Origin of the sequence: Ralstonia flatus (genome assembly GCF_958439105.1) — a bacterium.
In the GTDB taxonomy this organism is placed as follows: domain Bacteria; phylum Pseudomonadota; class Gammaproteobacteria; order Burkholderiales; family Burkholderiaceae; genus Ralstonia; species Ralstonia flatus.
In genome coordinates this window covers 151,200-175,140 of record NZ_CAUDLI010000004.1, presented here as the reverse complement: position 1 = coordinate 175,140, position 23,941 = coordinate 151,200, and the positions used below count along the sequence as shown (strand labels likewise).

Sequence of the window (23,941 nt, the reverse complement as noted above, 5' to 3'; positions counted from 1 at the left end):
AGATCACCATGCTTGTGAAACACGCGAAAACATCGTTCACGTCCGTCATTGCTGCGGCTGCCGGTATGGCCCTGCTCGCCGCGGGCGCCGCCCACGCCGACACCAAGACGCTATACATCGGCATGAACGGCGGCAACATGGAACGCACCTACACGCAGTTCGTATTCCCGCCGTTCGAGAAGGCCAACAACGTCAAGGTCGTCGTCGTGCCCGGCACCTCGACCGACATCCTCGCCAAGGCGCAAGCCACCAAAGGCAAGGCGCAGATGCACGTGATGACGCTGGACGACGGTGTCATGTTCCGCGCGATCGGCATGGGGCTGTGCGAAAAGCTCAAGCCCTCGGCCAACCTGTCGGCGGTGCCCGCCATTGCGCACCTCAAGGGGGACTACGCGGTGGGCTTGTCGATGGGCCTGACGGGCTTGGCCTACAGCACCAAGATCTTTGCCGACAAGGGCTGGACGCCGCCCACCTCGTGGGGCGACCTGGCTGACCCGAAATACAAGGGCAAGGTGGTCGTGCAATCCATGCCGGCTTCTTCGTTCGGGCTCGATGCCTTCCTGATGTTCAACCGCATGAAGGGCGGCACGGAAAAGAACGTCGACCCGGCCTTCAAGGCATGGCCGACCACCATCGGCCCGAACGTGGTCGAGTACATCCCCAACTCGTCGAAGGTGGTAGAGATGATGCAGGCCGGCGATGCGGCGCTGTTCCCGTACACGCTCACGCAGGTGGAGCTGATGAAGTCCAAGGGCATCCCGATGGAATTCGTCGCGCCCAAGGAAGGCGCCGTCGTTCTGCTCACAGCGCAGTGCGTGCTGGCCAACAATCCGGATGCCGAGCTGGCGCAGAAGCTGGCGGACTATCTGATCAGTCCCGAAGCTCAGGCGCTCGCCATGGAAAACGGCTCCTACAATCCAGTCAACCCGAAGGCCCCGCTCAAGGGCAAGGCGGCAGAAGAGCAAAACAAGATGAACACCATCCTGAAGACGGCCGTTGCGCTGGACTGGGACGTGATCAACGCCGAGCGCCCCGAGTGGAGCAAGCGCTGGAACCGCATCGTCGAGCGTTGAGCCTTACACATCACCGCATCGCAACAGTTTTTCGATTGAACACGAGAGAAGAGCAAGGACTCACGCCATGTCAGATTCCCGAACACGATTGCAGACCGTACTGAAGGCCCTCGGCCTGGACCTGAAGGCCTATGAAGGCACGGACTGGACGAGCCGCGCCCCGCGCGATGGCACGGTATTGGCGACCGTGAAATCGCATACCGCCGGCCAGGCCGAGGCTGCCATCCAGAGTGCGCATCAGGCGTATCTGGCATGGCGCATCGTGCCGGCACCCGTGCGCGGCGAACTCGTGCGCCGCCTGGGCGAGGTGCTGCGTACGCACAAGGCGGCGCTGGGCGAACTGGTGTCGCTGGAGGCGGGCAAGATCACCTCCGAGGGCCTGGGTGAAGTGCAGGAGATGATCGACATCTGCGACTTCGCCGTCGGCCTGTCGCGGCAACTGCATGGCCTGACCATCGCCAGCGAGCGCCCTGGGCACCGGATGATGGAAACGTGGCATCCGATGGGCGTGGTGGGCATCATTTCGGCGTTCAACTTTCCGGTGGCGGTGTGGTCGTGGAACGCCGCGCTCGCCCTGGTGTGCGGCAACGCCATCGTGTGGAAGCCGTCGGAGAAGACGCCGCTCACCGCCATTGCATGCCACCACCTGATGCAGCAGGTGGTCGACGCGTTCAATGCAGAGAAGCCGGGCGCCATTCCTGCCGGACTGAGCCAACTGCTGATCGGCGGGCGCGACGTGGGCGAAGCGCTGGTCGCCAGCCACCTGGTGCCGGTGGTCAGCGCCACGGGCTCGACGCGCATGGGCCGCCAGGTGGGCGTGAAGGTGGCGGAACGCTTCGGCCGCTCCATCCTGGAGCTGGGCGGCAACAACGCGATGATCGTCACGCCGTCAGCGGATCTGGAATTGGCGGCGCGCGCCATCACGTTTGCCGCCGTCGGCACCGCGGGCCAACGCTGCACGTCGCTGCGCCGTTTGATCGTGCACCGCTCGGTGGCCGATACGCTGCTCGCTCGCCTGGAAAAGATCTACCAGAGCATCGCCATTGGCGACCCGCTGGCTGACGGCACGCTGGTCGGCCCGTTGATCGACCAGGCCGCCTTCGACGGCATGCAGCAGGCACTCGCGCAGGCCCGCGCCGAAGGCGGCGAAGTGCTGGGCGGCGAGCGCGTGCGTGAAGACCTCGGCGCCGACGCCTGGTACGTCCGTCCTGCGCTGGTCAAGATGCCGAAGCCGACCAAGGTGATGGAAAGCGAAACCTTCGCGCCGATCCTCTATGTCGTGACGTACGACGGCGACACCGAACAGGCCATCGCGATCCAGAACGGCGTGCCGCAGGGCCTGTCGTCTGCGATCTTCACAGCCAACCTGAGCGACGCCGAACGCTTCATGTCGTCGGCGGGCAGCGACTGCGGCATCGCCAACGTCAACATCGGCACGTCGGGCGCCGAGATCGGCGGCGCATTCGGCGGCGAGAAGGAAACCGGCGGCGGCCGGGAATCCGGCTCGGACGCGTGGAAGGGCTACATGCGCCGCGCCACCAACACCGTCAACTACAGCGGCGCGCTGCCGCTGGCGCAGGGCGTTCGGTTCGACGTTTGATCCGCGTCTGATCGATGTGATGTTCGGGCGGCGGCGCGCGATGCTCCGCCGCCTTGATGGTCAACAGGCGCTCAACGCGCCGCGCCGCCCACGTCCGTGATCGCGCTGTAGACCAGCGTGCGCAATTGCCGCCGCACAGGGTAGGCAGACGAAGGCAGCACCTGCGTCAGGAACAGGCCGATCAGGTCTTCCTGCGGATCCACCCAGAAGAAGGTGCCGGCCGCGCCGCCCCAGAAGAAATCGCCCGTGCTGCCGGGAATCAACGTAGCGGCCTGCGAGATCGTGGTGGCGAAGCCCAGTCCGAATCCGACGCCGTCATACGCGGCCTCGCTGAACATCGAATGCGGCGACAAGCTCGACATGTCGGCCCCGCCCGGCAGATGGTTGGCGGTCATCAGCGCCACCGTCTTGGGCCCCAGCAGGCGCACGCCGTCCAGCTCACCGCCCTGCAGCAGCATGCGCGAAAAGCGCAGGTAGTCGGCCGCCGTCGAGAGCAAGCCACCGCCGCCCGAGATGAAACTGGGCGGCTTCAGATACGGACTGGTGCGGGGATCGTCCTGCAAGACCGGCGCGCGATCGGACACCGCGTTCGTGCCAAGCGCGCCCACGGCATAACACGCGCAGAAGCGCGACGCCTTCTCCTCCGGCACATGGAAGGCCGTATCGACCATGCCCAGCGGATCGAAGATCCGTTCCTTCAGGAACGTCTCGAACGGGATGCCGCTGATCTTGCCGACGAGGTAGCCGAGCACATCGGTGGAAACGGAGTAGTTCCACGCCTCACCGGGCGAGAACTCAAGCGGCACGCCGGCCAGCTTCTCGATCATCTCGTCGAGCGTGCCACCGGTGACGACGTCACCCAGTTTCAGCCGCCGATACGCCGCATCGACGTTGGTGTTCTGGTGGAAGCCGTAAGTCAGGCCGGAGGTGTGGCGCAGCAGGTCGACCATGCGCATCGGGCGCTTGACCGGGCGCGACTGGAAACCTTCCATGAAGCCGCCAACGTGCACGCCCAGGTTTTTCCATGCGGGGATGAATCTGCTGACCGGATCGTCCAGCGCGACCTTGCATTCCTCCACCAGCATCATGAACGCCACCGACGTGATCGGCTTGGTCATCGAATAGATGCGGAAGATCGAGTCTTCAGCCAGCGGCACTTGGCGCTCGCGGTCGGCCCAACCCAGCACGGAGTTCAACGCCAGCGCGCCGCGCCGCCACACCTGAGTGAGCGTACCGGGCAGCTTGCCGGTCGCAATGTAGGCGTCGTCGATAAAGCGCTCGACGCGATCGAGCCGATCGCGGGACATCCCCTGCGTTTGCGTGCCTTGCCTGTCCATGCCTTCTCCTTGCATTGATGCCAGACTCCGATCCGGCCTGCGCCGACGCTGACCCGTGCAGCGCGCCCAGCGACACTGTACAGCGCCGAACCATGGGCCGCGAGTGCGCCTGCCGGCGCCTATGCTTCAATGCGGTTCGACCGCAACCCCGTCCCGACATGAAGCGCTTCGACGACCTGTACCTCTTCACGCGCGTGGTGGAAGCCGGCGGCTTTTCCGCCGCCGAGCGCGCCACGGGCATCCCCAAGTCGCGCCTGAGCCGGCGCATTGCCGAACTGGAAGCGCAGCTCGGCACGCGGCTGCTGCAGCGCTCGAGCCATCGCGTATCGGTCACGCCGGTTGGCGAGGCGGTGTACCGGCATGCGCGCGACATGGCCGATGCGTCTGCGGCCATTGAAGCGCTGGCCGGTGCAGCACGCAGCGAACCGGCCGGTGTGCTGCGCGTCGGCACCTCGCCGTTGCTCGCTGAAACGCTGCTGGCGGGTTGGCTGGCCGAATTTGCCGATGCGCATCCGAAGCTGCGCATCGAGCTGGACTTGTCCAACACATACGTCGATCTGATCGAGCAGCGCATTGACGTGGCGATCCGCGCGGCAACCGGGCCGCTGCCCTCGCGCGATGTGGTGGCGCGGCATCTGGTGGTCTCGCCGCGCGTGCTGGTGGCCAGCCCCGCGTTGATTGCGCGTGTGGGCGAGCCGGACACGCCGGCTTCGCTGGAAGACTTTCCCTGCCTGGGGCAGGGCTCGCTCACCCGCAGCCGCGATTGGGTGCTGCAGGATGCGCGCGGCCATCGGCTGTCGCTGCCGATTCGCCCGCGCTTTGCCAGCGACAACATCATCGCCCTGCGTGAAGCCGCCATCGCGGGCCTGGGCCTGACCATCCTGCCGCAGCATTGCTGCCATGCGGCGCTTGCCAGTGGCCAACTACGCAGGGTGCTGCGCGGCTGGACGCCTGAACCGGCCGACCTGCACGCGCTCTATCCGTCGCGCGCAGGCGTGCCGCCTTCAGTGAAGGCGCTGGTGGCGTTCTTGCGCGAACGCTTTGCCGCCGAAGCCACCATGCAGCCGATGCCTTGACGCCGCACGTTACTTCACCGCGCGGCCAAGGAAGTCGAGCATGCGGGCACCAATTTCCGCATGGTGCGTCTCCAGCGCAACGTGGCCGCTGTCGACAAAGTGGATCAGCATCCGGCAGGTCGCGGTGGAAGGCCTCCGTGTCGGGCGGAATGAAGATGGTGTCATTGCGGCCCACACCGCGAGCAGCTGCTGCGGCGGCGGCGGACTAACTCCTTAAATTTAGTTTTTCAAGTTACATGAAATTTTCCCATCGCTCGCATGCCGATTTGTGATGCGAAACAAAACGGGCACGCCGTCTGGCGCGCCCGCGCGGGAAACAATGCAGCAGAAAAACTCAGGTGAGCCGCTCGAGCGCCTGTGCCGCAATGCGCCGCGTGATGGCTTCGGCCGAGTCTTCCGTGGCCAGCTGGCCGGCCTGGCCCGACCACAGATTGATGAAATCGCCCGAGCCGGTCGGCTCCGTCTTGGCGCGCAGCGGCGCCAACGCGCCACCGGCTGTCGGGAAGGCCGGCGCAAACGGGCTCATCGGGCCGATCTCGCGCATCAGCCGGTTGACGATGCCGCGCGCCGGCCGGCCGGTAAACAAATTGGTGAGCGCGGTGTCGGCATCCGTTGCCTGCTTGAGCGCCGCGCGATGAATGGCCGACGTCTTGGCCTCCGGCGACAGCATGTAGGCCGTGCCGATCTGCCCCGCCGATGCCCCCAGCGCCAACGCTGCCACCAAGCCGCGCGCATCGCCGATGCCGCCGGCTGCAATGATGGGCACCTTCACCGCATCGGCCACCTGCGGCACCAGCGCGAACGTGCCGACCTGCGATTCGATCGTCTTGGCGAGGAACATGCCGCGATGGCCGCCCGCCTCGTTGCCCATGGCGATGATGGCGTCTACGCCGCGTGCTTCCAGCCAGCGCCCTTCTTCCACTGTGGTAGCGGCGGAGATGATCTTCGCGCCTGCGGCCTTCACGCGGGCCTGCAGCTCCGGTGTCGGCAGGCCAAAGTGGAAGTTCACCACCTCCGGCTTCAATTCCTCCACCAGCGCGCAGGTCGCCTCGTCGAACGGCGCCCGGTTGACGGCCGGCGCTTGCGCATTCAAATCGATACCGAACTCGGCGTAGTACGGCGCCAGATGAGCACGCCATTTGGCATCGCGCTCGGGGTCCGGCTGCGGCGGCGTGTGACAGAAGAAGTTCAGGTTGATGGGGCCGCGCACGGCCGCCCGGAACTGCTCGACCTGCTGGCGGATCTGGTCGACGTTGAGCATCGCGCACGGCAGCGATCCGAGGCCCCCGCCCCGCGCCACGGCAATTGCCAGCTCCACGCCGGCCACGCCCGCCATCGGCCCCAGCACGATGGGCACTTCGATGTTGAACAACTCCAGCACGCGAGCATCGGGCCATGCGCTCATGATCGTCTCCGGCGAGTTACTTGGATGACACATGGTAATGCGGCAGGCTTTTCACCGGATGGAACCGCTGGAACGCAGTCGCAACAGGTAACCTGTATAGCGCGTTAACTTGGTTACAATTCAGCTCGCCGCCTTCCTTAAACACCGCCATGCCCGCACCCGCTGCTGCCGCCGATGCTCCCCTGCTGATCGCCGACGATCCGGTGCTGGACATGCTCAACACCGTGGCCAACGTCAACGGCCAGCCGCACGATTTCTGGCAGAACGACGTCGATGTCTCCGATTGGCTGGTGCGCGCCGGTTGGCTCGCGGAGCCCGTGGCAGGCGGCTATGCGCCTGGCGTACTGCTGGCCGTGGCGCGGCACCTGCGCGAAGTGATTCGCACCTTGGTGGAAGCACGCAAGTCAGGCCGTGCGGCCAACGCCGATGCGCTGAACGTGTTCCTGCGGCAGGCGCCAAGCCATCCTGTGTTGGTCTGGGAAAACAGCACCCCGCGCGTCGAGCGCCTGCGCCCCACCGATTCGGTCGAGCAATGCCTGGCGCCGCTGGCCGAAGCCGCCGCGCATCTGCTCGCCGAAGGCGATTTCCAGCTCGTGCGCGTGTGCGAACACCCCGAATGCACGCTGTGGTTTTACGACCGCACCAAGTCGCACAAGCGCCGCTGGTGCAGCATGGCCGTCTGCGGCAACCGGCATAAGGTGGCGGAATACCGCAAACGCCAGCAGGGCTGATCGCAGCCTCGGTCGTTCCAATGCTGGAACGCCGCGTCGCGGCCAAACGGGCTGCGCACAAGCTGGCGGGTTCGTAACCTGTTCTCCCGAAACATCGCACCCATTCAGGAGAACAGCATGTCCGAAACTCAAACCACCCCATCGACGAACGCGCAACGCCTGGCGGGCCGCACCGCCATCGTCACCGGAGGATCACGCGGCATCGGCGCCGCCGTAGCGCATCGACTGGCCGCCGACGGCGCGCGCGTGGCCGTGGTCTATCGCAGCAACGCTGCGGAAGCCGACGCCGTGGTGAACCGCATCCGCAGCACCGGCGCACAAGCCATTGCCGTGCAGGCCGACGTGAGCGACGCCGTGTCCGTTGACGCAATGGTGAGCACCGTGCGCGAAGCCTTCGGCGCCATCGACATCCTCGTCAACAATGCCGGCATTCTGGAAAACCAGCCGGTCGGCAGCATCGACCTCGCATCGTTCGACGCACAGTTCCGCACCAATGCGTTCTCGACGATTCTCGTCACGCAAGCGGTGCTGCCGCATGTGCCGGCACGCGGCGGACATATCGTGAACGTGTCTTCCAGCCTGGTGTACCGGCCCCGCGCAGGGCTGGCGGTGTATGCGGCAAGCAAGGCGGCCGTCAGCGCCCTCACCCACGCGTTTGCCATAGAACTGGGCCCCCGCAACATCACCGTCAACGCCGTGGCCCCCGCCCTCACGCGCACCGACATGACCGCCCCGATTCCCGATGAAGTGAAAGCGCGCATGCGCGAATCAACCCCGATGGGCCGCCTGGCCGAGCCGGAAGACATCGCCGACGCCATCGCCTTCCTGGCCTCGGACGACGCCCGCTGGATCACCGGCCGCACCCTGATGACCGACGGCGGCTTCATCTAACAACCCGCTCCTCCTGCCGAGGCTGGCTAAGACGCCAGCCCAGGTACACGGACGGTGTGGCCGTACCCTGCCCTATGCGGCGCCTTGAATTTTTGTGAGCGGGCGGAAAAAGGAAGGAGGCTGTCTGAGCGCAGCGAGTTTGCCTCCTTCCCCGCGCGGTCACGGAAATTCAAGGAAGGGGTCGCCGCATCGGGCGCGCCTTTCTTTGCTTACCTTTCTTTGGCAAGACAAAGAAAGTAAGTCGGCCCCGCCAGGGGCCGAAACCCAACAAAAACCAACACGAACAAGCCGCGCCCAACGATTTACTCAGCCAACTGCTTCACAAGCCGATAAAGAAACTCCCGCCCGTCATACAACCGCGCAATCTCGATACGCTCATCCAGACCATGCGTGCGCAGGTCAGCCGGCTCGGTAAACAACCCCGACACGCCATACATCGGAATGCCGGCATTGCGCATGAACCGGCTGTCCGTCGCACCGGTGCTCATGGCAGGAATCACCGGCACATTCCACATCTGCTGCGTCAGCGCTTCCACCGTCTTCACCAAGTCGCCATTGAGCGGCGACGCAGGACTCGCCAGCGGCTTGTTGATGTAGCGCACGCTGATCTTCTCGTTGCCGATCACCTGCTTCAGCTGACGATCGATATCCGCCGGATCATCGTGCGGCAGGATGCGGCAATTGACAGTGGCCTTGGCCGATTGCGGCAGCGCGTTTTCGGCGTGGCCGGCGTTGACCATGGTCGCCACGCACGTCGTGCGCAACTGGGCGTTGTAGAACGGAATGGCCGAGAGCCGATCGATCGCGGCCTGGTCCGGCTTGCCGGTGCCGACCGAACGCATGTCGTCCGCCAGTTGCCCCGTGGCCAGCGGCGCGCTGCGGGCAAAGTACGTCTGCGTCACGTCGGCCAGCTTGACGGGAAACTGATACGCCCCCAGCCGATCCAGCGCCGCCGACAATGCATAGATCGGGTTCGTCTTCGTCGGCACCGAACTGTGTCCGCCCACGTCGCGCACTTCCAACTCATACGTCGTGTACATCTTCTCGGCCACCTGAATGCGGTGCAGCACCGGCTTGCCGTTGCGCAGCTCGCCGCCACCGCCTTCATTGATGCCGAATTCGGCTTTCACCAGCTCCGGCTTGTTGTTGACGATCCAGTACGCGCCATTGGTCGGCACATCGCCGCGTTCCTCGTCGGTGGTCAACGCCAGGATGATGTCGCGCGACGGCTTGAAACCTTCCTGCTTGAGCTGCCCGAGCACTGACACAAAAGCCGAGGCCATCGCCTTGTCGTCGATCGCGCCGCGCGCGGTGAAATAGCCGTCGGTCTCCTGCAGCGTGAATGGGTCGGTCTTCCAGTCTTCGCGCTTGGCTTCCACCACGTCAATGTGGGCCAGCAGCAGCATCGGCTTCTTGGCACCGCTGCCCTTGAAGCGCAGCACCAGATTGCCCTTCTTCGGGAAGGGCTCCAACACCTGCATGTCGGCGGCGGCAAAGCCGGCATCGCGCAGGCGCTTTTCCATCGCACGGGCGGCCTTGGTCGTGTCACCGGCCGAATGCGTCGTGTTGATCTCGACCAGCTCTTTATAGATGTCGTGGTAGCGCTGCTGCTCGGGCGTGAGCGTGGTGGGCGCGGGCTTGCTGGCGGGAATGCTCTGAGCGAACGCGCCGGCGCTGCATGCCAACACGGCTGCAGACACCAAGACGCGAACGGGAACACGACGACACTGGAAACGCATGACACCTCCGAATAATCGTTATGTGAACCGGCTCATGGCTCTTCGCGAGCGGCTCGAGGGGCGTAGCAAGGCCATGAGCGGCTTCTGAGTGCACCGCATAAAACAAAGCGGGGCCGACCCGAAGGCCGACCCCGGAGTGTAGCGCCGCGGCAGCCATTTCGCTGCCGGGGCAACCCATCAGGAACGTGCTTTACATCGCCACACGGAACACCGCCACCGCACGACGCAACTCATCCGCCTGTTCTTCCAGCGCCTGCGCAGCGGCCGCGGCTTCTTCAACCAGCGCAGCGTTCTGCTGCGTCACGTCGTCCATCTGCGTGACGGCTTCGTTGATCTGCTCGATACCGGTGCTTTGCTCAGCCGAGCCCGCGCTGATCTCGCCCATGATGTCGGTCACGCGCTTCACGGCCACGACGATCTCTTCCATCGTCTTGCCCGCACGTGCCACCAGCGTCGAGCCGGATTCCACACGCGCGGCGGAATCTTCGATCAACGATTTGATTTCCTTGGCAGCACCTGCGCTGCGCTGTGCCAGCGTGCGCACTTCACCGGCCACCACGGCAAAGCCGCGACCCTGTTCACCGGCACGCGCCGCTTCCACCGCGGCGTTGAGCGCCAGGATGTTGGTCTGGAACGCAATGCCTTCGATCACGGCGATGATGTCGGTGATCTTGCGCGACGATTCGCTGATCTCGCCCATGGTGGTCACCACGTCCTGCACCACCGCACCGCCCTGCACGGCAATCTCGGAGGCGTTGACGGCCAGCGTGCTCGCCTGACGCGCGTTGTCGGCGTTCTGCTTCACGATGCTCGTCAGCTCTTCCATGCTCGATGCGGTTTCTTCCAGCGAGCTGGCCTGCTCTTCCGTGCGCTGCGACAGATTGGTGTTGCCCGCGGCGATCTGCTGCGTGGCGGAGGCAATCGACTCGCTGCCGCGACGCACCGTCACCACGGTTTCCTTCAGCTTGGCTTGCATCTGCTGCAGGCCTTCCATCAGCAGGCCCATCTCGTCACGCGAGTGGATGCGCACGTCGGTGGTCAGGTTACCGCCCGCAATTTCATGGAAGTGCACGAGCATCTCTGCGAGCGGGCGCGAGATGGCGCGCGACAGGACGAGGTAGCAACCGGCGGCCAGCGCGACGCCCACGGCAATCACGATGATGAACGCCCACACCAGACCGCTGAAGAACGACTGGGCATTGCCGTAAGCCGTCGCGGCAATTTCCGCCTGGATGGCGTTCAGGCGATCGGCCTTGACGGCGTACGGGACGAACAGTTCGTACAGCTTGTCGAGCACCAGCGGGCGCGCGGTGGCGTAGTCGTGGCTGTCGAACGCTGCCAGAGCAGGCTTCAGACCGTCGTTGAAGAATGCATCGCGCAGGCGCTTGGCCTCGCCAGCGGTCTGCTCCTCTTCCGGCGTGGCAAACGGCAGGGCGTTGTAGGCGTTCCAGCCGTCGTCGCTTGCCTTGATCTGCTCGCGGGCCGCCTTCACCAGGTCGGCGATCTTGGCATCGTTCGTCTCATAGACGGCTCGATCCAGCGCGGTACGGGCCTGCACCAGCCGCGAAATCGCCTGGCCCAGCGCACGCGTGGATGCGAGCTGGTTCGAATAGGTTTCCTTGAGCGCGTTGTTGGAGCGCATGTTGCCGTACAGCCCCAGCGCGCCGACGCCCGCCAGGAATACAGCCAGAACAAACAGGACCAGCGCCAGCCGGGCCTTGATGGAGAGCGTCTTCATATCTGCCGTGGATTGCTAGGAGTAAAACGTCGCGGTTGCCGGTGGGGCGCCGACCTTAGCAAAACTAACGACAGGTAGTCAGCAATCTTTAATCAAGTTCTAGTGGTTTGTACTGAATATACGGTCGGTACTGCAGCTGGCTGCACGCGCGTTCAACGGGTGAAACACTCGGCCTGCATCCGCTCCATCAACGCGTTATCCAGCGGAACACCGCGCACCGTCACGGTCTGGCGCACGACCACCCGAAACCCGTTGCTGGCAAAGAACGGCTCGGCGCTCAAACTCACATGCGCTTGCATGCGCGACACCTCACGCTGCGCCGCCAGCTCCAGGATGTGATGCATGAGTTGTTGGCCAATGCCTCGTCGCGCGTGCGCGGCTGATACGAAGAAGTGATCGATATAGCCGTTCGCCTGCAAATCGGCATAAGCGACAGGCTGCCCGTCGAGTTCCGCCACGAAGGGCTGGATGCGGCGGAAACGCTCATTCCATTGGGCGACGTCGTAGTCGGTCGGGGCCCAGGCTTCACATTGTTCGGGCGTGGAGCGCGGGTTCATCGCCAGCTCCAACAGGACGGATCAACAACGCTGGTAGCAACACGGCAACCCGTTAGACCGAAAGCGTGATGCCAGACATAAACAACTTGGCCGCCAGCCACAAACCAGTGGCAGAAATCACGACTAGAAAGAAGGAACCTAGAAACGAGCTGTCTAGGACGTATTTGAAGATCGCCATGCAGAGAAGCGGCGCCACAATAATCGCGACGGGACCGGCAACAAACAAGGATGCATAAGACGCCACCAAGGCAAGCACCAATGCGAGTGCGGAGCGGGGCATGGTCGCCCGATCTGCGCCCACAGCTTGTGCGCCAAACCAAACCGGCACAGTTGCAACTGCCACAAAGCCTGCTGCCCAAACCAATGCCGGAAAACCGGAAATATGAACCGACGCCACGTAACCCCCTTTTTATAGATGACTAGGCGTGGCGATTATGCCCGGGTTATCACTAAAAAATAATCTGCCCTTATTGCCCCGCATACGGCAAATCCATCGATGCCAGCACGTCCTTGATGTGCTGCGCCGCCTGCTGGGCATTCTGTGCAGCAGGCACCGGCGGCTGCTGATCGGTCGACAGGTTGCGCACGTGGTCGTCAATGCTGATGCCGGTGCCCAGCGGCGCCAGCATCGACGCCGACTCGTGCATGGCCCATTGGAAGTCGTTGAGCGGGGCGTTGCGGGCGGCCTGCAAACCGGCTGGGTTCGCGGCCATGACACGGGCCACGACGGGCTCGCGGTCGTCATCGGGCGCGCTCAATTCGAGCACGTGGCCGAGATCCGGCGCACTGGCGTCGCGGGCGGTGAGGGGAGTCCGGATGTTGTAGCGCATGCGCAGCGTCTTGATGATGGCGGTGTGATCGTACGGCTGCGCCACATTCGAGCGGAAGATCGTGCCCTTGGGAATCCACGGCGACACCACCACCGCCGGCACGCGCACGCCCAGCCGGTCGAACGCGAAAAGCTGCCCCGGCTGCGGCGGGCTGGGCGGCACCACGGCGGGCGGCGGCACGTGGTCGAAGCAGCCGCCGTGCTCATCGAAAGTGATGATGAGCAGGGTCTGATGCCACTGCGGCGAACTGCGCAGCGCGTTGTACACCTGCGCGACCAGGGCATCGCCGTAGCCGACATCGTGCGGCGGATGCATATCGTTGGGCCAGTCGAGATCGGCAAAGTAGCGGGGCTCGATAAAGCTGTACGAGGGCAGCTTGCCGCTGGATGCATCGTCGAGAAAATCGTCGAACAGATGAAAGTGGTCCAGATGCAGCCACAGCCGCGTGAGCGTGAGCGACTGTGCGAAGTCGTGGTAATAGACGGCCCAGTCGTCGGGCACCACGCCGTCGAGCGCGTTGAACAGCGTCGGCATCAAGTACGGAAAATGCACCGGCGAGTTGTTCGGATAACCGTGCGCGGTGCCGGTGTGGACAAAGAACCGGTTCGGCCACGTCTGGCACGGCGCCGAGGCAAACCACGCATCGCACACGGCGTAATTGCGTGCCAGCGTGCTGAGCGCGGGCAGCTGGTCCGACGTGAAGAAATGCATGATGTCGCGCGGGTCGCCACCGTTCTTGGCGTAGTTGGTGGTGAAGCCCTGCATGGTGGGCGTCTGCCCCAGCGGCATCTGCTGTCCGAAGAGCTGCTGGTTGATATCGGTGAAGAGTTCGCCCGGGTCGGGATTGGGCAGCGTCATCACGTTGGCCGGCGCGGGCGTCGTCCATACGCGGATCGGCTGGCCACCGCCGTCGGGGTTGGTCTCTTCGCCCGACAGACCGTCGAATTCCGCGCTCTTTGAATACAGCGTGCCGAACAGGTTGTCGAACGACCGGTTCTCCAACATCAGCACGACCACGTGGTCGATTGCGCCCAAGCCTGCCATGGTGCCCCCCCCTCGTTTCGTTGCGTTGCTTCGTTTTGCGGGGCCGCGGCGGGCGGCGCCCTGCGGCTCACTATAGGAAGAAACGAGGGGATTGGCGCTGCGTGCGCCTATGGACGCTGCGTCGGCAGCACACGCCACGCAACCAGCGCGCTGCCCGCGGCCACGAGCCACACCACCGGCCACGACGACCACGCCAGCACCTGCGGCAGACACAGCGACGTGAGCCCCAGCGCGGCAAACGCGCCTGTATTGCCAAGCCCCAGCGCCGTGCCGGCGCGCTGAGCACCGGCCAGTGTCGCCAGCTCGGTATAGCCCACGCCATGCCACGCCGATACGCAGATGCCGCCCGCCACCACAGCCGCCACCAGCGCCACGCGCATGACCGACGGATCGACCGACAGCGCCGAGGTCATCCATGCCACGCCGGCCAGCACGACGAACAGCGCGACGCTCAACCGCGCACACGCCAGCAGATAAGCGCGGCGATGGCCGTGGCGGTCGGTCCAGCGGCCGCTCCACACGCGCATGACGGCCGCCCCGCCCTGCACCGCGGCCATGGTCAGGCTGAGCGTCAGCACATTGGCGTGCGCAAAGTCGCGCAGGAACACCGTGGCGAACGCAACGACGGCCCCTTGCGGCACGCACAGCAGCCCGATGGCCAGCGCCATGCGCAACAGCGTTGGATCGCGCAGCGGGCCGGTGCTGCCCGGCGTGGCTGCTTGCGCAACGGCATTCACCATGTCCGGCGCGTCATGCACCCACAGCCACGTCAGCGCCGCAGTCAATGCACACGCCGCCGCCAGCGCGCCGTAGACGGCGGCAAACCCGGCATGCGCGGCCAGGCTCGGCAGCACGAGCGCCCCAATGCCGCCGCCCAGCGGTACGGCGGTCTGGCGGATGCTCATGGCCAATCCGCGCTCGCCTTCGCGAAACCAGCCCATGACCGCGCGGCCGCTTGATCCGTTCACGCTGCCGCCCAGCAGGCCGACGCTCAGCATGCCGCCCACCAGCCACGCAAGCGGCGGCACGTTGCCATGCAGCGGCACCACGCAACATGCCATCACGAACAGCGCCAGCGCGGTCAGCCCTAGCCCCGCCAGCAGCACCGTGCGATCGCCCCAGCGGTCGGTCAGCAAGCCCCACGGCAGCTCGCTGATGGCGATGCCCAGCCCCAGCGCGCCCAACGCCACGCCCAGCTCCGCATTGCCCAGGTGATACGCCGAGCGGATGAACACGGCCGTCGTCGGGATGCCCGAAAACGCGGCCGAAAAACTCGCATTGGCGGCCACCCCCACGCCCAGCACCTTCCAGCGGTGATGGCGCGACATCGGCGTCGACGTGGCCGGCAAGCACATCGCGGTTGTCATGATCGTCTCTCCAGAAATGCGTTTGACAGCAGCAGTCTGGCGGAGCAACATCAGGCCTAAATGACGTTAATCCCTCATTTCAAGCCATCATGCGCAGAATCGGCTTTTTGGTGTTTCCGGGCTGCAGCCTGCTCGATTTCACCGGCCCGCTGACGGCCTTTGACGTAGCGAACCGCCTGGCAGCCCAGCCGGCGTACCGGATCGACGTGCTGTCCGAAGGCGGCGCGCAGGTGCAAAGCGCGCCCGGCCTCGTCATGCAGACGCAGGGGCTGGACGATCCGGCCTTCGATACGTTGATCATTTCGGGCGGCAATGGCCCGCGTGAAGACGCGTTCTCGCCGCGGCTGATCGCTTTCGTGCGGGAAGCAGCGGCGCACTCGCGGCGCATGACGAGCGTGTGCTCCGGCGCGTTTGCCCTGGCGGCGGCAGGCCTGCTCGATGGCCGCCGCGCCACCACGCATTGGCGCATGGCGGCGCTGCTGCAGCGGCGCTATCCGCGCGTGCAGGTGCAGAGCGACCACATCTTCATCCACGACGGGCCGGTGTGGACGTCGGCCGGCATCTCGTCGGGCATCGACCTGGCGCTGGCGCTCATCGAGGAAGACCTTGGCGTCGACGTGTCGCGCGCCGTGGCCCGCGAGCTGGTGGTCTATCACCGGCGGCCCGGCGGGCAATCGCAGTTTTCAACCTTGCTGGAGCTGGACCCCGCATCGAGCCGCATCGCGCGTGCGCTGGGCTACGCGCGCGAACACCTGCACGAAGCGCTGGACGTCGACCGCCTGGCCGAAGTCGCTCACCTGAGCCGCCGCCAGTTCGACCGCGCCTTCGTGGCCGAGACCGGCCAGACGCCCGCCAAGGCCATCGAAAAACTCCGTGCCGAAATCGCCCGGCCGCGCGTGGAAGCCGGCGATGAATCGCTGGAGCACATCGCGCGCGCCGTGGGCTTTGCAGACCCCGAACGCATGCGGCGTGCGTTCATTCGCGTATTCGGGCAGCCGCCGCAATCGGTGCGGCGCTCGGGGCGGTCGGGGCACACACGTCTGGCCGCCTAGCACGCCACGCCCATGAATCCGCTACCCTGACGCGCCTGAAATCCGTAGCCCCGCATTCGTACCGATGTCCGACAATCCAGCCCTGCCCCTGCTCTACAGCTATCGCCGCTGCCCCTACGCCATGCGTGCGCGCCTGGCGATGCTGCAAGCCAATCGACGCTTCCAGACCTTCGAGATCGTCATGCGCGACAAGCCTGCCGAACTGCTGGCGCTGTCGCCGAAAGGCACCGTTCCCGTCTTGCGTTTGACCGACGGCAGCGTGCTGGAAGAGAGCCTCGACATCATGCAGTGGGCCTTCGAAGCACGCGACCCACAAGGCTGGTGGAGCCGCGCGCAATCCGACGAGAACCTCGCGCTGCTGCGCACCAACGATAGCGAGTTCAAGCGCCAGCTCGATCGCTACAAATACCCCGATCGCTATCCGCAAGAAACCGCGCCGCGCGAGACGGCCCGTGCCCGGGCAGCCGAAACGCTGCTGATACCGCTGGAATCCCGCTTGCTTGCGCAACGCTATCTTGGTGGCGCGACGCCGTGCGCCACCGATCTGGCGATCTTCCCGTTCGTGCGGCAGTTTGCGGCGGTGGAACCCGACTGGTTTGCCGGCCAGCCCCTGCCCGCGGTGCAAGCCTGGCTGGCCGAGTGGCTCGCCAGCCGCCTGTTCGAGGTGTGCATGACGAAGCAGCCCGTGCAGGCCGTTGCCGTATTTCCGGAGTATCACCAACCCGATTGATCAACTGACCAGCTCACCGGCAGGTCCACCGATGGAGGCGTGTGTGCAATGAACGACCCACAGACAGCATCCCCCGACAGCACCGCAGCGCGCGTCGCGTTGTGGCGCGCCTTGCACGTGCACAGCGATGCACCGCCGCACGTGCTGGAAGACGAGGTTGGCCTGAAGCTGCTCGCCCCGGAACCGGGCTGGCAACAACGTGGCGACATGGACCCGCAATTCACGCGGCCGTTTCGCGCGTCCATCGTGGCGCGTGCGCGCTTTATCGAGGACCTCGTCATCGAACACGCGGGCCGTGGCTGGACCCAGTATGTGATTCTTGGCGCCGGGCTGGACAGCTTTGCGCAACGCCGGCCCGATGTGGCATCGCGCATGACGGTGTTTGAAGTCGATCAGCCTGGCCCGCAAGGCTGGAAGCGCCAACGTTTGGCAGAACTGGGCTTTGGCGTTCCACAGTGGCTGCGCTTCGTGCCGGTGGATTTCGAGGCGCGCGAATCCTGGCAGGAGGCGCTGGTCGCGGCCGGGTTTGATGCAAGCCGGCCCGCCATCGTGGTGTCCACGGGCGTGAGCATGTATCTGTCGAAGGAAGCCAATGCGGCCACGTTGCGGCAGGTGGCGTCGCTGGCGCCCGGTTCGATGTTGGCGATGACGTTCCTGCTGCCGCTCGAAATGGCCGACCCGGACGTCCGCCCCGGCCTCGAGATGGCGGAGAAAGGCGCGCGCGCAAGCGGCACACCGTTCATCAGCTTCTTTACGCCGCCGGAGATGCTCGCGCTGGCGCGCGAAAACGGTTTTCGCGATGCCCAGCACATCTCGGCAGACATGTTGACGGAGCGCTACTTCGCGGGCCGGGCCGATGGCCTGCGCCCGCCGCGCAATGCAGAGGAACTGTTGCTGGCGACGGTCTAGACGCCAAATGCCTACCGGTCGCGCAGCGGCCCGGGCAGCGCCTTCAGGCCGATCCACAACACCACGATGACGACGTTGACCGGCACACTCAGCGCGCTCGGCACATAGAACAGCACCGACAGACCCGGCGTCTTGAGCCCAAGCTCAAGCACGCCGCCGAGTGCGTAACACAGCAACCCGCACCACAGCCAGCGCCGCATATACGCCAGCAGCCAGTGCGCGTGCGCCTGGTTGAAACGCCATGCCGCCGACCGTTCGAACAGGTTGCCGCGGCTGGCATCCTTGAACAGCCAGCCGAAGAAGAAGTAGCGATACAGCAGGGTGCGAAAGGCGAGCTCTTGCATGATGGCTCCCTCGGCCAAACGAGCTTCAGGCAAGCAAGTTTGGCTCCAAAATCGCTCGGGCGCCATGCCCTCTCGCACCGGGTCGACCATCGCGCACCCGGCTGTGCTGCCGGCGTGTCAGCTTGCCAGCTTCTTGAACGTTTCGAGCACGGCGTCGCCCTTGAACGGCTTGACGATCCAGCCCTTCACGCCGGCAGCCTTGCCGCGGTCTTTCATGGCGGGGCTGCTTTCGGTGGTGAGCATGATGACGTTGACGGTCTTGTTGCCCAGCTCGCCGCGGACCTTTTCGACCATGGTCAAACCGTCCATGTTGGGCATGTTCACGTCGCTGATGACGAGTTTGACGCCCGGGTTGGCCTTGATCTTCGCCAGACCGTCCTTGCCGTCCACTGCGGTGTCGACCGCCAGGCCGTGCTTCTTCAGAAAGCCCGCCACCTCGTCGCGCACGGTGCTCGAATCGTCGACAACCAGAATCTTGCTCATGACTATTCCTTCCTCGCTCTCACTCTTTCCAATCAAAACAATTCCAGCTCGCCACCGGATTCCACTTCGTCGCTGACATCGGCCACGAAGTCCAGCGGCGCATGGGCGCACACGCACACCGTGGCATCCACGCGTACGGTGTCGTTGATGGTCACCGCATAAGCGGCTACGTAGCCGGGCTTGAGCACGTCCAGATACGGCAGGCAGCGCGCGCTCACCACATAAGGCGTGGACATGCCCAGGTCGGGAAACACCTGCAGCAGTTCCTGGTTCACGGCGCCACAGCAGAGGTTGCCGATTTCCAGGCGTGCCTCTTCAAAGGAACGCCCGACGCCGTCGCCCGTGAAATACGCGCGCGTGGCCTCGGAGGCATCAAAGCGCAGCACCAGCAGCAGGCGGAAGGCGATGGACGAGATGGTGAGGATCAGGGCCTCGTCTCCGCTGAGCGTGTCGCCTTCTGCGGCGGTGTCGATATGACACGTGTCGCCCGCCTGCCGGACAAGCCGGGTACGCGCGGCCTTGCGGAAGATGCGATCAAAACTCTCTTGTGCGTTGCTGCGGATCACGTCGGGCCTGCCTAGTGAAGCTGGTGTTGAAACTGGCTGGCCAGCGCCTCGACGCTCGACAGCGACGCGGTGATCATCTTGCCGCCCGCCTGGATGTCCTGGAACGTGGCGGTGGTGGTCAGGTCGTTCAGGTGCAGGCTGTTGCGATAGCTTTTCGACAGCTCTTCCGAACGTGCGGCCAGCGCGCGCACCTCGCTGGCCACCACGGCAAAGCCGCGCCCCGCCGTCCCCGCACGCGCAGCCTCGATGGACGCGTTGAGCGAGACGATCACCACATGCCGCACGATGGACTGCAGCTCCTGGTTCTTGGCGTGCATGTCGTGGTTCTGCTCCATGAGCGAGATCATCTGCTCGTGCCAGCGTTCGAACGTCAACGCCAGGCCGCGCAGGCGCGCCGCTTCTTCGGCAATCTGCCGGGCGCGGCCCGCCCATTGTTCCTTGGCTGCCGTGGCCGACTGCAATTCGGTACGCAGTTGCTCGATGACTTCCAGTTGGTCGGCAGCAGCATTGCGCATCTGGGCCACGGTGGTTTCCAGTGCGGCCACTTCCCGCCCACCCGTTTCCAACTGCGCGGCGTGCTTCGCAAGATCGGCCGACAGATCGGCGATGCGGCGATCGGCATCGCTCAAGGCGCGCGTCATCGCATTCACTTTGCGCTGACGGATCAGCCACACCAGCACGCCAGCCACCACGCCGCCAGCGATGAAACCCAGAACAATCGTCCCCATCACGATGCTTCCTTGTCGAGATCCACGCGTACCGCAGGCGGTGCGCTCAGCGTCGCGTTCACGCTGTCGACCGCAAAACGTTCCGGCAGGCACACGACCGTCTGGAACTGGCGGAATGCGGCGCCCTTGCGGTCGTCGGTAAAGCGCAGTTCGATACGGCCCTGCTCGCGCTGGAGAAACGCCTGCACGGCATCCATGCCCACACCGCGCCCGGACACCTCCGTCACCTTGTCGGCGGTCGAGAAGCCTGGGCGGAAGATGTACTGCGCGATGTCTTCGTCGCTGGCGTGTTGGTCTGCACCGATCCAGCCGCGCTCCACGGCGATGCTGCGGATGCGGTCGAGCGCGAGGCCGCGGCCGTCGTCGCACAGCGTGATCTGCAGCATGCCCTGGTCCACACCGACTTCGATGTCGATCGTGCCGGCAGCCGGCTTGCCGTGCGCGATGCGCTCGTCGGCGGGTTCGATGCCGTGGTCGATCGAGTTGCGCAGCAGGTGTGTGAACACGTTTTGCAGGATGCTGCGGGCCTCCGTGCGCACGCGGTAGCCGTTGTCGTCGATGCGCACCGCCACGGGCTCCTTGCCCAGCTCCTGCGCCAGCGACGGCAGCGACTGCAGCGCGCCGGACAACAGCGCATCTACCGGCTCGCTGCATAGCAGGCGCAGCTGTTGATGGACGGAATCGCGCATCGCCACAAGCTCGTGCAGGTTGGCCGGGTTGGCCGATTCCAGCAGGCGCAGGCTTTCCTGAATGCGCGTCGTCACCTCCGGCACTGCCTGCATGGCCCGGCCTGGCGACGCATCGCCCTTGCGGCCCAGCTTCACCTCGTTGAGACGGGCGTAGTTTTCGATGGCTTCGCGCACGCGCGTCAGTTCTTCCATCAGCCAGTCCTGGTCCCACGTGTGTTCGCCGTCGGGTTCGCGCAGCGCGTGGTAGGTCTGCTCGGTCTCGTGCACCACGTTGGTCAGGTGCTGCAGGTTGTACGTGCGCGCATTGCCCTTGATGGTGTGCATGTTGCGGAACAGCGCCGCAATGGCCGCGCTGTCCGCCTGCGAATACTGGCGGATGATCCGTTCGTTCTCGTGCACGAAGGTGGTGGAGCTGTCGATGAAGTGCTGGAACTTCTCCTGGCTCACCGCCAGGATCTCGCCAATCATCTCCAGGTTGCGGCGTTGCTCGCTGGCTTCGGCCGCCAGCTTGCGCAGCTCCGTCACATCGCGCACGCACAGCATCAGGCGCAGGATGGTGTCGCTCTCATCGGTGATGGCCGACCACGACAGGTCGAGCGTCTTCGTGCGCCCGTCCGGCATGCGCTTTTCCACCTCGCTCGCCAGCAGATGCTGGTTGAACGCGAAGTTGATGATGTCCTGCCCGAGGCACGCATCGACCGCCGCCTCCACCTGCGACAGCGTATCGGCGCCCAGGCTGGTATCGGCAAAGATCAGCTCCATCAGCCGGCGGCCGGCGATGGCCTGCGTCTCAAAGATCGATTCGAGGTAGACCGAATACTCCTCGTGCACCACGCCGCCCTCGACCACGGTCAGGATGCCCTGCTGCATGTTCTGCAGCATCGCCTGGATGTCGGCCGTCTTCTGCTTGAGCAGCGCCGCGTTCTCCTGGATCTTCTCGATCATCTGGTTGAACGCGACGACCGAATGGCCGATCTCGTCCATGCGGCCCACCGGCACGCGGCGCGTGAAGTCCTGGCTGGCAGCAATCTCGCTCATCTCGGCCTGCATGCGCGTCAGCGGCCGGGTGATCTGCCGATACAGCAGCATGCCGATGGCGGTGAGCAGCACAACGGCCACTCCGCTCACCACGCCGATGGTGGTGGCGGTGCTCGCAAGCTTGCCGTTCAGGCCCGCAATGGCTTCGTCCTTCTCGCGGTTCTTCTCGATGCGCAGCGTCTCGACAATCTTCTCAAGCACGTCGCGGTAACTGGCCACGTTGGCAAACAGGAAGGCCTGCGCCAGTTCGTCCTTGCCCGCAAGCTTCATGTCGGTGGTCTGCTGGATCGCCTCCACATAGCTGTCGACGCTTTCCTTGGCCTGCGCAACCAGGCCTTCCTGCGCGTGGCTGTTGGCGCGCTTGGCCTGCACGTCCAACGCTGCGCGCAGGGCGGCTTCTTTCGCCTTGAGATCGTCCTTGGCCTGCGCGACGATGTTGGCGTCAGGCGCATACACCAACACCATCGTCGCCAGCTGCACGTCCTTGACGAGCGAGACAAGGTCCGCCGACGCCAGCGCGCTCGGCACCACGCCTTCCGTCACCTGGCGCACCTCAGCCGCGCTGCCGCGGGTCTGGTAGACCGCGTATCCGCCGATGGCCGCCAGCGCGACAAACATCAGCACCACCAGCAATGTAATGCGATGACGAATGGTCATTTGAAATTCTCTCGATTCAACCACCCCCTGAAAGAAGGGGGTCATTCAATATGCTTGCCTAAACATCGGAGGCGCAATTATTAAAGTCGAAAGATGAACATTCGATGACCGCCATCCGGCTCGTCGGGGCATTGCGACATCGCATGGATGCAAACGGACATGACGCTTCAAGCCCGCATCAAGCCTGGATTTTCGGCAAAAGCGCAGCGCACGCCCTCTTAGCACCCCCCTCAAGTGGGGAATTTAGAAAGCGCGCTAAAGTTATTTGCCGGCTCGCCGTTTACTTGCCGCCGCTTTATTTCCGTTTTAATTTCCGCCGGTACTTTTTTACCGATATTTCAAATACGGAAAAAAGGCATTTCCAAGTTTCCATTCAATGGCCGGCGCAGTTCCCCTCACGTCAGTGCCGGCTGGCTGCCGGCCTGTGTTCCTGCCAGAATGGTCTGCTGGGTCAACCTGGAGGCAGACATCCGTGAAGAAAAGCACGCAGGACACCGCACCCGCGTCCGAGCTGATCGACGCACGCATTGCAGAGCTGAACGACTGGCGCGGCGACATGCTCGCCCGCCTGCGCGCCGTCATCCGCGCGGCCGATCCCGACGTGGTGGAGGAATGGAAATGGAGCGTGCCCGTGTGGTCGCACCATGGCCTGATCTGCACCGGCGAGGCTTACAAGCAGACCGTCAAGATGACGTTTGCCAAAGGTGCCTCCGTGCCCGACCCAGCGGGCCTGTTCAATTCGAGCCTCGACGGCAACACGCGCCGCGCCATCGATTTCCGCGAAGGCGACAAGGTGAACGAGAAAGCGTTGAAGGCGCTCATCCAGGCGGCCATCGCCGTGAACAAGGCCGGAGCCAAGCGTTGAAGCACAGGCAAGCTCGCGCGCGTCGGGCCGGAGCCGTTAACATACGGCCCGCCTGATCAACCAACGGAGCAACCGCAGTGATTCAACCGACCCACGTATTCAAGGACAACCTCGCCCAACTGCCGGCCATTGACGGCATCGAGCGCATCGATCTGGTCGACGGCCAGGGCGCCGTGGTCGCCGACATCGAAAACAAGCCGGGCAAGCAAGGTTCGGTGGCGGTGTACCACTACCTGCAGCAGACGTTCGGCCAGCTCGATGCCAAGGCCGCCGAGCACGGCCTGGCCGTGTTTGCCGAGCACACCATCGACGCGCGCAACCGTCCCGGCGCCCACCCGAATGTCGACCGCCTGCTGGCCATCGCGGCCGGTGAGCCGGCACTGCGCATCAACGTCGTGAAGGCCTGATGACGCATCGCTGATGCCGGCAGCAAGTAGCGAGTGAACCACCCGTTTTCTCGCTGCACTGCACACAGCCGCATCAACAAAGTGC

The 23,941-nt window shown here is 64.7% G+C and carries 24 protein-coding genes; 11 read left to right on the top strand and 13 right to left on the bottom strand.

The genetic code is table 11. The annotated features are described in order from the left end of the window. Positions 1-8 precede the first annotated feature (8 nt). Positions 9-1,073, top strand: coding sequence for an ABC transporter substrate-binding protein (locus R2676_RS10975; RefSeq protein WP_051530925.1), 1,065 nt, complete (start codon positions 9-11; stop codon positions 1,071-1,073). 67 nt (positions 1,074-1,140) lie between these two features. Continuing rightward, positions 1,141-2,673: an L-piperidine-6-carboxylate dehydrogenase gene (amaB, locus tag R2676_RS10970; protein ID WP_206274621.1), complete on the top strand. Its 1,533-nt coding sequence runs from the start codon at positions 1,141-1,143 to the stop codon at positions 2,671-2,673. A gap of 71 nt (positions 2,674-2,744) precedes the next feature. Here amaB and R2676_RS10965 read toward each other — a convergent pair whose 3' ends face one another. Next, complete coding sequence (locus R2676_RS10965) at positions 2,745-4,010, bottom strand: serine hydrolase domain-containing protein (RefSeq protein ID WP_206274620.1); 1,266 nt, start codon at positions 4,008-4,010, stop codon at positions 2,745-2,747. 158 nt (positions 4,011-4,168) lie between these two features. Between R2676_RS10965 and R2676_RS10960 the strand changes: the two genes are divergently transcribed. Further along, positions 4,169-5,086, top strand: a complete 918-nt coding sequence (locus R2676_RS10960) for a LysR substrate-binding domain-containing protein (protein ID WP_206274619.1) — start codon at positions 4,169-4,171, stop codon at positions 5,084-5,086. Positions 5,087-5,420: 334 nt separating this feature from the next. On the opposite strand, the gene R2676_RS10955 is transcribed toward R2676_RS10960, so the two are convergent. Next, entirely contained in the window at positions 5,421-6,491 is a 1,071-nt protein-coding gene (locus tag R2676_RS10955) for an NAD(P)H-dependent flavin oxidoreductase (protein ID WP_206274618.1), read from the bottom strand. A gap of 149 nt (positions 6,492-6,640) precedes the next feature. Between R2676_RS10955 and R2676_RS10950 the strand changes: the two genes are divergently transcribed. Continuing rightward, positions 6,641-7,222 carry a CGNR zinc finger domain-containing protein gene (locus R2676_RS10950; RefSeq protein ID WP_206274617.1) on the top strand — a complete coding sequence of 194 codons (582 nt, stop codon included), beginning with the start codon at positions 6,641-6,643 and terminating at the stop codon, positions 7,220-7,222. A 117-nt stretch (positions 7,223-7,339) separates the two neighbouring features. After that, positions 7,340-8,113, top strand: coding sequence for an SDR family NAD(P)-dependent oxidoreductase (locus tag R2676_RS10945; RefSeq protein WP_206274616.1), 774 nt, complete (start codon positions 7,340-7,342; stop codon positions 8,111-8,113). 302 nt (positions 8,114-8,415) lie between these two features. Here R2676_RS10945 and R2676_RS10940 read toward each other — a convergent pair whose 3' ends face one another. From R2676_RS10940 to R2676_RS10915, 6 genes are all read right to left on the bottom strand, one after another. Then, positions 8,416-9,852: a M20/M25/M40 family metallo-hydrolase gene (locus R2676_RS10940; protein WP_206274615.1), complete on the bottom strand. Its 1,437-nt coding sequence runs from the start codon at positions 9,850-9,852 to the stop codon at positions 8,416-8,418. 190 nt (positions 9,853-10,042) lie between these two features. After that, positions 10,043-11,590 (bottom strand): methyl-accepting chemotaxis protein, encoded by a 1,548-nt coding sequence (locus tag R2676_RS10935; protein ID WP_206274614.1) that lies wholly within the window; start codon positions 11,588-11,590, stop codon positions 10,043-10,045. Positions 11,591-11,742: 152 nt separating this feature from the next. After that, positions 11,743-12,147 (bottom strand): GNAT family N-acetyltransferase, encoded by a 405-nt coding sequence (locus R2676_RS10930; protein WP_206274613.1) that lies wholly within the window; start codon positions 12,145-12,147, stop codon positions 11,743-11,745. Between the two features lie 52 nt (positions 12,148-12,199). Continuing rightward, complete coding sequence (locus R2676_RS10925; protein ID WP_206274612.1) at positions 12,200-12,544, bottom strand: hypothetical protein; 345 nt, start codon at positions 12,542-12,544, stop codon at positions 12,200-12,202. A gap of 70 nt (positions 12,545-12,614) precedes the next feature. Beyond that, positions 12,615-14,021, bottom strand: coding sequence for an alkaline phosphatase family protein (locus tag R2676_RS10920; protein ID WP_206274611.1), 1,407 nt, complete (start codon positions 14,019-14,021; stop codon positions 12,615-12,617). 107 nt (positions 14,022-14,128) lie between these two features. Then, the gene (locus tag R2676_RS10915) at positions 14,129-15,388 is read right to left on the bottom strand and encodes an MFS transporter (RefSeq protein ID WP_206274610.1); all 1,260 of its coding nucleotides are present in this window, start codon (positions 15,386-15,388) and stop codon (positions 14,129-14,131) included. Positions 15,389-15,477: 89 nt separating this feature from the next. Here R2676_RS10915 and R2676_RS10910 point away from each other — a divergent pair, with 89 nt between their 5' ends. The 3 genes from R2676_RS10910 (at position 15,478) to R2676_RS10900 (ending at position 18,079) form a co-directional block, all read left to right on the top strand. Beyond that, a complete protein-coding gene (locus R2676_RS10910; protein ID WP_206274609.1) occupies positions 15,478-16,440 on the top strand; it encodes a GlxA family transcriptional regulator in 963 nt (320 codons plus the stop codon). Between the two features lie 64 nt (positions 16,441-16,504). Continuing rightward, positions 16,505-17,170 carry a glutathione S-transferase gene (locus R2676_RS10905; RefSeq protein ID WP_206274608.1) on the top strand — a complete coding sequence of 222 codons (666 nt, stop codon included), beginning with the start codon at positions 16,505-16,507 and terminating at the stop codon, positions 17,168-17,170. Positions 17,171-17,218: 48 nt separating this feature from the next. Beyond that, positions 17,219-18,079 carry a class I SAM-dependent methyltransferase gene (locus R2676_RS10900; RefSeq protein WP_206274607.1) on the top strand — a complete coding sequence of 287 codons (861 nt, stop codon included), beginning with the start codon at positions 17,219-17,221 and terminating at the stop codon, positions 18,077-18,079. 11 nt (positions 18,080-18,090) lie between these two features. Here the strand turns inward: R2676_RS10900 and R2676_RS10895 are convergent, their stop codons facing one another. The 5 genes from R2676_RS10895 to R2676_RS10875 all read right to left on the bottom strand — a co-directional run bounded on the left by R2676_RS10895 (position 18,091) and on the right by R2676_RS10875 (position 22,584). Next, the gene (locus tag R2676_RS10895) at positions 18,091-18,423 is read right to left on the bottom strand and encodes a hypothetical protein (RefSeq protein WP_027679808.1); all 333 of its coding nucleotides are present in this window, start codon (positions 18,421-18,423) and stop codon (positions 18,091-18,093) included. Positions 18,424-18,540: 117 nt separating this feature from the next. Beyond that, a complete protein-coding gene (locus R2676_RS10890) occupies positions 18,541-18,906 on the bottom strand; it encodes a response regulator (RefSeq protein WP_004631346.1) in 366 nt (121 codons plus the stop codon). A 32-nt stretch (positions 18,907-18,938) separates the two neighbouring features. After that, positions 18,939-19,472: a hypothetical protein gene (locus tag R2676_RS10885; protein ID WP_206274606.1), complete on the bottom strand. Its 534-nt coding sequence runs from the start codon at positions 19,470-19,472 to the stop codon at positions 18,939-18,941. An 11-nt stretch (positions 19,473-19,483) separates the two neighbouring features. After that, positions 19,484-20,200: a methyl-accepting chemotaxis protein gene (locus R2676_RS10880; protein WP_206274605.1), complete on the bottom strand. Its 717-nt coding sequence runs from the start codon at positions 20,198-20,200 to the stop codon at positions 19,484-19,486. Further along, positions 20,200-22,584: a HAMP domain-containing protein gene (locus tag R2676_RS10875; RefSeq protein WP_206274604.1), complete on the bottom strand. Its 2,385-nt coding sequence runs from the start codon at positions 22,582-22,584 to the stop codon at positions 20,200-20,202. The genes R2676_RS10880 and R2676_RS10875 overlap by 1 nt, the downstream gene beginning before the upstream one ends. A 104-nt stretch (positions 22,585-22,688) precedes the next feature. Between R2676_RS10875 and R2676_RS10870 the strand changes: the two genes are divergently transcribed. The 3 genes from R2676_RS10870 (at position 22,689) to R2676_RS10860 (ending at position 23,856) form a co-directional block, all read left to right on the top strand. Next, positions 22,689-23,060: a hypothetical protein gene (locus R2676_RS10870; RefSeq protein WP_206274603.1), complete on the top strand. Its 372-nt coding sequence runs from the start codon at positions 22,689-22,691 to the stop codon at positions 23,058-23,060. Next, positions 23,057-23,449 carry a DUF1801 domain-containing protein gene (locus R2676_RS10865; protein WP_102065498.1) on the top strand — a complete coding sequence of 131 codons (393 nt, stop codon included), beginning with the start codon at positions 23,057-23,059 and terminating at the stop codon, positions 23,447-23,449. Before R2676_RS10870 ends, R2676_RS10865 begins: the two co-directional genes overlap by 4 nt. A gap of 77 nt (positions 23,450-23,526) precedes the next feature. Continuing rightward, entirely contained in the window at positions 23,527-23,856 is a 330-nt protein-coding gene (locus R2676_RS10860; RefSeq protein ID WP_206274602.1) for a DUF2322 family protein, read from the top strand. Positions 23,857-23,941 lie beyond the last annotated feature (85 nt).